The sequence below is a fragment of the Thomasclavelia sp. genome, from assembly GCF_017889095.1.
Taxonomy (GTDB): Bacteria; Bacillota_I; Bacilli_A; order Erysipelotrichales; family Coprobacillaceae; genus Thomasclavelia.
Window position 1 is genome coordinate 1 of record NZ_JAGHEW010000338.1, and the last position, 9773, is coordinate 9773.

General features: G+C 28.8%; 12 protein-coding genes. 11 read left to right on the forward strand and 1 reads right to left on the reverse strand.

Features of this window, described 5'->3' with window-relative positions; genetic code table 11:
- The 3 genes from J7M77_RS14550 to J7M77_RS14560 form a co-directional block, all read left to right on the forward strand.
- Positions 1–286 (forward strand): carboxymuconolactone decarboxylase family protein (locus J7M77_RS14550; protein WP_296879858.1); only part of this gene is annotated, 286 nt, incomplete at its 5' end.
- Positions 287–292: 6 nt separating this feature from the next.
- Positions 293–1123, forward strand: a complete 831-nt coding sequence (locus J7M77_RS14555) for an SDR family oxidoreductase (RefSeq protein ID WP_296879860.1) — start codon at positions 293–295, stop codon at positions 1121–1123.
- Between the two features lie 12 nt (positions 1124–1135).
- Positions 1136–1690 (forward strand): flavodoxin family protein, encoded by a 555-nt coding sequence (locus J7M77_RS14560; RefSeq protein WP_296879862.1) that lies wholly within the window; start codon positions 1136–1138, stop codon positions 1688–1690.
- Between the two features lie 55 nt (positions 1691–1745).
- On the opposite strand, the gene J7M77_RS14565 is transcribed toward J7M77_RS14560, so the two are convergent.
- Positions 1746–2318, reverse strand: coding sequence for a hypothetical protein (locus J7M77_RS14565; protein WP_296879865.1), 573 nt, complete (start codon positions 2316–2318; stop codon positions 1746–1748).
- A gap of 152 nt (positions 2319–2470) precedes the next feature.
- Between J7M77_RS14565 and J7M77_RS14570 the strand changes: the two genes are divergently transcribed.
- The 8 genes from J7M77_RS14570 to J7M77_RS14605 all read left to right on the forward strand — a co-directional run.
- A complete protein-coding gene (locus tag J7M77_RS14570) occupies positions 2471–3331 on the forward strand; it encodes an AraC family transcriptional regulator (RefSeq protein ID WP_296879867.1) in 861 nt (286 codons plus the stop codon).
- 146 nt (positions 3332–3477) lie between these two features.
- Positions 3478–4773, forward strand: a complete 1296-nt coding sequence (locus tag J7M77_RS14575; protein ID WP_296879868.1) for a PTS transporter subunit EIIC — start codon at positions 3478–3480, stop codon at positions 4771–4773.
- A complete protein-coding gene (locus J7M77_RS14580; protein ID WP_296879870.1) occupies positions 4773–6242 on the forward strand; it encodes a glycoside hydrolase family 1 protein in 1470 nt (489 codons plus the stop codon). The genes J7M77_RS14575 and J7M77_RS14580 overlap by 1 nt, the downstream gene beginning before the upstream one ends.
- Positions 6243–6355: 113 nt before the next feature.
- Positions 6356–6817, forward strand: a complete 462-nt coding sequence (locus J7M77_RS14585; RefSeq protein WP_296879872.1) for a cyclophilin-like fold protein — start codon at positions 6356–6358, stop codon at positions 6815–6817.
- Positions 6818–7403: 586 nt separating this feature from the next.
- Positions 7404–7778, forward strand: coding sequence for a GntR family transcriptional regulator (locus J7M77_RS14590; RefSeq protein WP_296879874.1), 375 nt, complete (start codon positions 7404–7406; stop codon positions 7776–7778).
- 2 nt (positions 7779–7780) lie between these two features.
- Positions 7781–8638 (forward strand): ABC transporter ATP-binding protein, encoded by an 858-nt coding sequence (locus tag J7M77_RS14595; protein WP_296879876.1) that lies wholly within the window; start codon positions 7781–7783, stop codon positions 8636–8638.
- Position 8639: 1 nt separating this feature from the next.
- Complete coding sequence (locus J7M77_RS14600; protein WP_296879878.1) at positions 8640–9290, forward strand: ABC-2 transporter permease; 651 nt, start codon at positions 8640–8642, stop codon at positions 9288–9290.
- 366 nt (positions 9291–9656) lie between these two features.
- Positions 9657–9773: SDR family NAD(P)-dependent oxidoreductase (locus J7M77_RS14605; protein ID WP_296879880.1), on the forward strand; the 117-nt coding region annotated here is incomplete at its 3' end.

Genomic DNA, 9773 nt, shown 5'->3' on the forward strand with positions numbered 1-9773 from the left:
TAGTCAACATATTAACTACTGGTTAACTGATAATTGTTTTGGTGATTATTATACAAGAAATGGTTTAGATTATCGACAAAGAGAAATGATCACATTTTGTTTTTTAGCCGGACAAGGGGGCTGTGAACCACAATTATTGTCACATGTGGAAGCTAATTTTAGATTAGGTAATGACAAAGATTTTTTAATTAAAATAATTTCTCAGTGTATACCATTTATTGGATATCCAAGAAGTTTAAATGCTCTTCGTTGTGTTAAAGAAGTTGCGAAAAATAGAGAGGAGTAGATGAAAATGAAAGATGTAATGATCGTAACAGGTGCAGGACAAATTAGTATGGCGATTGCTAGAAGAATGGGTTATGGTAAAAAAATAATCATGGGTGATAAAAATATCGAAAATGCTAATGCAATTGCTAAAATAATGAATGAGGCGGGATTTGATGTTATTCCTTATCAAATGGATTTATCATCAAAAGAATCGATTTTAAAAATGATCGAAACCGCAAAAGAATATGGAAAAATAAAAATGTTAGTAAATGGGGCAGGGGTATCTCCAAGCCAGGCACCAATTGAAGCGATTTTAAAAGTTGATTTATATGGAACAGCAGTTTTATTAGAAGAAGTTGGTAAAGTAATCGAAGAAGGTGGGGTTGGTGTAACTATTTCTAGTCAGTCTGGTCATCGTATGAAACAATTAACTGCCAAAGAAGACGAACTGTTAGCTACTACTCCAGTAGATAAGTTATTATCATTAGATTTATTACAGCCAGCCAATATCAATGATACACTACATGCTTATCAGCTTGCGAAAAGATGTAATGAAAAAAGAGTTATGGCAGAAGCTGTTAAATGGGGTAAAAGAAAGGCGCGAATTAATTCAATTTCACCAGGTATCGTAGTAACTCCGCTAGCAATCGATGAATTCAACGGACCACGTGGTGATTTTTATAAAAATATGTTTGCTTCATGTCCAGCCGGTCGACCAGCAACCGCTGATGAAATTGCCAACGTGGCAGAATTACTAATGAGCGATAAAGGGGCTTTTATCACTGGAGCTGATTTTTTAATTGATGGCGGGGCAACAGCTTCATATTTCTATGGACCATTAAAGCCTCAAGAATAAAAGGAAGTAAAGATGAAAAAAGTAGTGATTATTTCTTCAAGTCCTAGAAGAAAAGGTAATAGTGAATTATTATGTGATCAGTTTGCTAGAGGAGCAAAGGAAGCTGGGCTAGAAGTAACTAAAATTAATTTAAATGACTATACATTGTATCCGTGTCTAGCTTGCAATTATTGTCGTAAACATGAAAATAACTGTTTTCAAAAAGATGATGCTAATTTTATTATTCAGCAGATGATCGATAGTGATGTCTGGCTGTTAGCTTCACCGGTTTATTTTTATAGTATAACTGCTCAGTTAAAATTATTGATTGATCGTTTTTATGCTCGTGAATATGAAATAAGGGAAAGTAATAAACGAAAAAAAGTTTATTATCTTTTTACTAGTGGGGTTCCTGATTTAACCAATCATCAAGGTGCTATTGAATCCATGCGTGGGTTTATTCAGGTACTTAGAACTATTGATGAAGGGGGAATTATTAACGGTGCTGGAGCATTTGATTTAAATGATGCCTTAAAACATCCTGCTTATTTACAGGCATATACTTTAGGAAAACAGATTAATGACTAATAGTAAAAAACATAAATATGGAGTCATATTTATGTTTTTTTTTAGAAAAATTATTTTAAACATTACGAAAATATTGATAAAGATTAGTATTGCTATTAAGCAGTTTTAAAATATTTTTATTACTGCTAATATCAACATGATGTTCTTGCAGTATTTTCATTATTGCTAAAATCTTAGTTTCATTACTGTAAACAAGTCGTAAATCAAAAGAATAAATATTACCATTATTTTGTTTGATTTTAATATAGAAATTATCTCCTAGTGTATTTAACGGACCATGAGTAGTTACTGGTTTGTAAATCAAAGCAACTTTTTCAATATCATGATAATATATTTTTTGATATATTTGATCATGATTGTTTTTTATTAAAGAAGTGAAAAATAATCTTATTGAATTTTTAAAAGACATTTTTCTAGTGATTTCAACATAGTCAGCTTTAAAGATCCAGTTTTCATCCATAGCTAAACTAATAGTAAGTCCAAGTAAAAGAACTAAGAAAAATAAATTAAATAAAACATATTTTCCTAGTGGAGAAAAACAAATCGCTATTTCTAAAAGAATCACCATAATTAAAAGAAAGATGGTCTTTTTTCGGTTGATCAAACTACCTAAAGATATTGATTTCATCATAAAAATCTCCTTTCTATTACTTCTTACACTTTAATTATATGCCTAAAGTTAGTAACTGTAAATATTTAAAAAATTTATTTATGAAGATATTTTTATATAGATATATTTAGTAAAATAATTATAATTATTTTTAGGAAGAAGGCGATAAAATGCAAGCAGGATATAATAATCAAGATTTAATAAATTATCGTATTTATAGTGAAAACAGATCTTTTTCAATGTTGAAATATCAATGTGATGAAGATACAGAAATAAAACCACATTGGCATAATAGTATTGAAATTATTTATGTTGTTACTGGTACGATCATTGTACAAGAAGAATTATCATCTTTTACCTTAAAAGAAAATGATATTATTTATATTGCCAGTAATCATGTTCATAGTTTTAAAATAAGTAAAGATAGTCATATTATTTCATTACAAATAAGTGCTATTTGGATCCATGAAATTATCCCAAAATTTTTATCTTATGATATTTTTCTTTGTTCATCGACATTAATGAGTTTATCAAAAAAAACTAATTATCAACATTTTATTCGAGAATTTCTGTTGTTAAAAGATATATTTTATAGTGATAATGAAGTAAAAGAAATCGGTATCAATGGATATATATTTTTATTGATATATCTAATGGGTACTTATTTTCAAGTGTCTTCAAAAGAAGTGAATGATTATAAATTTAAATATCAGCCACGAATTAAAAAAATATCCCGATTTGTAAATAATCATTATCAAGAAGATATAAAATTAGATGATCTGGCTGATGAATTAACAGTTTCTCCACAATATCTTTCTAAGATTTTTAAAAAGTATTATCGAATATCCTTTAAAGATTATTTAACCAAAATACGTTTAGAGCATGCTCTTTATAAAATGGCAAATTCTTCTTTAACATTATTGGAAATATCGCAAGAGTGCGGTTTTCCTAGCCAACATGCGTTTATCTATACATTTAAGCATTATTATCAAATGACACCAAGTCAATATAAGAAAAAATTTATGATTTAGAGATTATTCTCTAAATTTTTTTTGGTTAAAAAATCGACATAAATAAGTCTTTTAATAGAAAGATAAAATAACTTTTCAAAGATATAATATAAACCGTGATATCAATCAAGTACATGTACAAATATTAAATGAGGAGAAATAAAAAAATGAAATTATTTGATAAATTACAATCATTTTTGGAAAGATTTATTGGTCCAATTGCAACAAAACTGAATGAAAGTTTAATTGTAAAAGGATTATCTTCAGGAATGATGCGAACTATGCCAATTACTTTAGGGGTTGCTGCTTTTGCAATTTTAGTTAATTTACCAATTCAAGGGTGGTTAAATTTTTTAAATGATACACAATTAGCTGTAGTAATTCAAGAAGTAATCAATGTAACAATGTCAATGCTAGCTATTTATGTAGTGATTTCTGTATCATCTTGTTACAGTAAAGTTAAAGGTGAATCAGGATTAACAGCTGCGTTACTTTCTACTGGTGCATTTTTATGTTTGATGCCTCAAACAGTAGAAGGAAAAGAGGGGATAATTTCAGCTTTGCAAACAAGTTATTTGGGAAGTAATGGGATTTTTGTTGCAATGTTAACAGCGTTATTGGTTACTGGTTTATATTGCTGGTTATGCAAAAAGAATATTACTTTAAAATTACCAAGTAGTGTGCCACCAATGGTGTCACAATCAATGTCACCAACTTTTGTTGCTATGATTATATTCACAGTTGTCTTAGTAGTAAAATATTTATTCTATTTATCACCTTATGGTAATGTGTTTGATATGTTAAATAACACGATTACTCAGCCAATTTTAAATGTCGGAGGTTCTCCGCTAGCATTAATTGGATTATATACCTTTACTAACATATTATGGTTCTTTGGTATTCATCCATCACCAATCGTTAGTGTTTATACACCAGTTTTAATTACTTGTATGACTGCTAATGTTGAAGCTTTTATGGCGGGAACAGCTTCTGCCAATTTACCACATTTAGTTTTCATGGTGGTTTTCATTACAATGAATATGGGCGGTAATGGTAATACCATTGGACTAGCTATTGCAATGGCTAAAGCTAAATCAGAAAGATTTAAAGCAATGTTTAAATTATCATTTGTTCCATGTTTATTCAATATTAATGAACCAATGGTCTTTGGAGTACCATTAATGTTAAATCCAATATTCTTTATTCCAATGGCTTTAACTACACCAATTACTGGAGGAATAGCTTATTTACTTGCTATGTTAGGATTTGGAAACAGCTTTAATCCAACTGTTTCATCACCTTGGATCATGCCGGCACCAATTACAGGATTATTAGAAGGTGGTATCATGTTAATGATCGTACCATTAGTATGTATTCTTGCTAATATCATCTTATATTACCCATTCTTTAAAATTGCTGATAATCAGGCTTTAAAAGAAGAGGCAAAAGGAGAACAAATGTAATGAATCATGGTTTTCCGGAAAATTTTTTATGGGGTGGGGCAACTGCTGCCAATCAGATTGAAGGTGCCTATGATCAAGATGGTAAAGGACTTAGCTGCAGTGATGTTTTAAAAGCTGGAAATGCCAAATCATTAAGAGAATTAACCTATACGTATCAAGGGGAAAAATATTCTAAATGTATTTTTATGCTCGATGATTTTCCTAAAGATGCCAAAATAGAAATAGATGAAAATGAATATTATCCTAATCATAATGCGATTGATTTTTATCATCATTATCAAGAGGATATTAAATTATTTGCAAAATTAGGATTTAAATGTTTTAGAATGTCAATTGCCTGGTCAAGAATTTTTCCTAATGGTGATGATCAAGAACCAAACGAAGCTGGATTACAATTTTATGACAATGTTTTTGATGAATTATTAAAATATAATATTGAGCCAGTTGTCACCTTATCACATTATGAATCACCACTAGCTTTGACCAATAAATGGAATGCTTGGGCTGATCCAAGAATGATTGACTGCTTTGTTAAATATGCCAAAGTATGTTTTGACCGCTATCATCAAAAAGTAAAATACTGGATAACTTTTAATGAGATAAATACTTTAATATACGGCGGTTATTTAGAAGCTGGGGTAGCAAGCAATGATCCACAAGTTCTTGAACAAGCTGCTTATCATCAATTTATTGCTAGTGCTAAAGCAGTAAAATATGGACATGTACTAAACTCTTCCCTTAAAATAGGATGTATGCTTGCATATACCCCAAGCTATCCTTATAGCTGTAATCCAAATGATTATCTAGGTAATCTTAAATTGATGAATAAATTTCATTTCTTTAGTGATGTAATGATCAGAGGATATTATCCAGCATCTAAAATTAAAGAATTACAATCAAAACAAATATCTTTAAAAAGAATTAAAGATGATAAATTAATATTACAAGCTGGTAAGACTGATTTTATTGGAATTAGTTATTATAATTCATCGGTTTATGCTAGCGCTGATGATTTAGAAACAACCCAGGGAAATATGTCACAAAGTGTAAAAAACCCTTATTTACAGGTAAGTGACTGGGGTTGGCAAATTGATGCTGTCGGATTAAGGATTGCTTTAAATCAGCTTTATGACCGTTATCAAAAACCAATCTTTGTAGTTGAAAACGGATTAGGAGCAGTAGATGAATTAATTGATGGTTCGATTCATGATCAATACCGAATTGACTATTTAAAAGAACATATCATTCAAATGAAAAAAGCAATTGAAGAGGATGGAGTTGAAGTTATGGGTTATACTTCATGGGGATGTATTGATTTAATTTCAGCATCATCAGGTGAAATGAAAAAAAGATATGGCTTTATATATGTTGATTTAGATGATCAAGGTAAAGGTACTAATAAAAGATATCTAAAAGATAGTTTTTACTGGTATCAAAAGGTTATTGCCACTAATGGAGAAGTCTTATAAAAAGAATTGCTTACAAGAGCAATTCTTTTATACTTTTTAGCTATCATCAACAATTCATAATAAGTATTTTTGCAATGATAAAAAATATTGTATCATAAAATTGGAGGTTGAAAATGAAAAAAATATTTATTTTAGGATTGCTTACATTATTAATTGTTGGCTGCGCTACTAGTAAAGAAGATGTCAGTAAAACAGAAAATAAAAAACAAGATACTATTGAAGATAGTCAATTACAGATCCAGGTAAGTGATAATGAACATACGATTATTTTTCAATTAAATAATAGCCAGGCAGCAAAAGATTTATATGATCAATTACCTCTTACATTAGAAGTATCTGATTATAGTACTAACGAAAAAATATTCTATCCCCCTAGTAAATTAGATACCGGTGATGGAATTGAAGCTAATGCTAAACTAGGAACGCTAGCATATTATGAACCTTGGCAAGATGTTGTAATGTTTTATGATGATTTTGGAAAGGGTAATCAGCTATACGAATTAGGGCAGGCTATTTCTGGTAGGGAAGATATTCAAAATTTATCTGGAATAATTGAAATAACTGTGATTAAGTAAAAAATATTATGAGTGTTCATAATATTTTTTTATAAAAAACTGTTTAAATAACAGTTACAAAGAACCAATGTTAATAATTTAGACTTAATAGATGATAACATAATATGTATTACTGGAAAGACAATTATTTATTTAACAACCCCAAAAATAGATACTTCAAAGCGTTTGATACCTATTGACAGTGAATGTAAAAAAGCATTAACTTGGATAAAAGATATCATACCATTTTTAATCGATAAGTTAAGTATGCATAAATTTAAACATACATTTACTGCTGGATGTCTGGATAAAGATATTAGTACATGAGTAATTCAAACTATTTTAGGTCATAGTGATGATAAGATACCTCAAATATACGCTCATGTTATAGATCTTAAAATATTTAATGAATTTGATAAATAATAAAATGGGTTAAAGTTAAAACTAAAATTTCTTGAATCTCTTATATAAAATCGATAAATTCTTCTAAACCCTTTATATATCAACATAAAAAACTGTATATATAATATATTGACAGTAATAACAATATTAGTTATACTGTATATGTAAGATATATACAGTATATTATGTTACGAGGTGAATATTCATGGAAATTATTTTAAGTAATTCGAGTTCAAAACCGATTTACCAACAAATCACAATTCAAATAAAAGAGATGATCATGAAAGGTGAGTTGAAACAAAATGATCCTTTACCATCAATGCGCAAGTTGGCTAAGGATCTGCATGTAAGTATCATTACCACCCAACGAGCTTATGAAGAATTAGCTAAAGACGGCTTTATTGTTATCGTACCAGCTAAAGGGGCATTTGTATCGTTACAAAATCAAGATTTTATTTTGGAGGAAAATCGTCGGCGCATTGAAACAATGATCATTGATGCTTGTGAGCTAGCTAAACAAAGTGGGATCACATTAGAACAGTTAATGCAAACACTTGAGCTGATTTATAAGGAGATGTAATTATGACATACGCTATTGAAATTAAAAACTTATCAAAAGACTATCAGGACTTTAGTTTAAAAAATATTAATTTTAATCTTCCAACGGGAACGATCATGGGATTAATTGGTGAAAATGGAGCCGGTAAATCAACATTGATTAATTCGATATTAGGAATTGTTGCTTGTGATTATGATGAATTAAAATATTTTGATTTAGATTATCAGCGTCATGAAAAACAAATCAAGGAACAAATTGCCGTTATCTTTGATGGGACCCATTATAATTTAGAATTTACACCAAAGCTGATTGGCAAGATTTTAAGTAAAACATATCGTGACTGGGATATGGAAACTTATTATCAATATTTACAACGTTTTGATTTGCCAATTAATAAAAAACTAAAAAAATATTCACGCGGGATGAAAATGAAACTAGAGTTTGCGATTGCTTTTTCTCATCAAGCAAAATTATTGATTTTAGATGAAGCAACAAGTGGCTTAGATCCCATTGCCCGTGATGAAATTTTATCGTTAATTCGTGAATTTACTGAAGATGAAGAACATACCGTTTTAATTTCTTCACATATCACTAGTGATTTAGATAAAATTGCTGATTATATTGCCTATATCCATCAAGGTAAACTGGTATTTATTAAATCGTATGAAGAGATTAATGAAGAATATGGAATTATTAATGGTAATCAAGAATTGTTTACAACTTTAAATCAAGAAGATATTGTTTCGTATATCAAAGAACCTTATAGCTATTCAATTCTAGTAAAAAATCGTCATGAAATTTTAAGTGTTTTTACTGATTTAGAAATCAAACGACCTTCAGTTGAAGAATTAATGTTGTTTTATGTAAAAGGGGTGAAATAAGATGCAAGGAATCATGATCAAAGAATTATATGAGTGTTGCTGTATTAAGAAAAATTTAATCAGTTTAATAGTTAATCTTGTCTTCTTGCTGGCAATTATTATTGCTCTTAAAAATTTGTATGGCTGTATCTTGGTAATTGGGATAACTTTACCAATGATGGGAATAAGTGTATTTCAATCAGCGATTGAACAAGATGAAATCTCAAAATATGATCAAATTTTATTAACGTTTCCAATTACTGTATCGCAAATTATCAAAGCGAAAATGATGACAACATTTTTATTTACCGTTGTTATTAATGTTGTTGTTTCTCTTCCGGTTACATTATTATATGTATTAGGCTATCAGGCTGTTTCTTTAAAAATGGGTATTTTAATATTTGTTTTAGGGTTTATTGCTGCTTTGATTTTTAATGCTGTTACTACCATTGGTTTTTTATGGTTAGGCAATAGTAAAGGGGCTATCATGTATATTATTATGGTTTCTTTGATTGCTATTGGTTATATAATTTTTAATTTTAATTTTGATATTAAAACAATTTTAACAAGCAACACTAGTTTAATTATAATAGTTATGATGTTAGTAGCATTAATTTTAACTGTAATTAGTTATTTTATTAGTATTAAAATATATCAATCAAAACACTCTTAAATACTGATATTGTAATAAGAGGCTGTAACGAAATAGAAATTATCTATTTCGTTACAGTCTTTTTATTATCTATAATAAATTAATAATGATAATTTAGACTGTTAATTTTAAAATCAACGAATATACTAATCTTAGAAATTTTTCCCATTATTATAGTCATGGTGAAAATTGTATAAAAATTAGTTATTTGATAATTTTTTATGATCAAATAAATCTTTAAATTATTTTTTATTATTTAATTTAAACTTTGAACTTAGAAATGTTCTCTAACATTAAAGTCATGGCGTTAATGGATAATTAGTAGATTTTTGCAATGAATCATATATAATATAATCAAAAGATTAATTATCAATAGGGGTGGTAAAGATGAATTTTGAAAATAAAGTAGTTGTTGTAACTGGTGGTGCTAAAGGAATTGGAAAAGCAATTGTGGAAGCCTTTAAACAGGAAAAAGCTCATGTTTGTTTGATTGATATTGAAGAA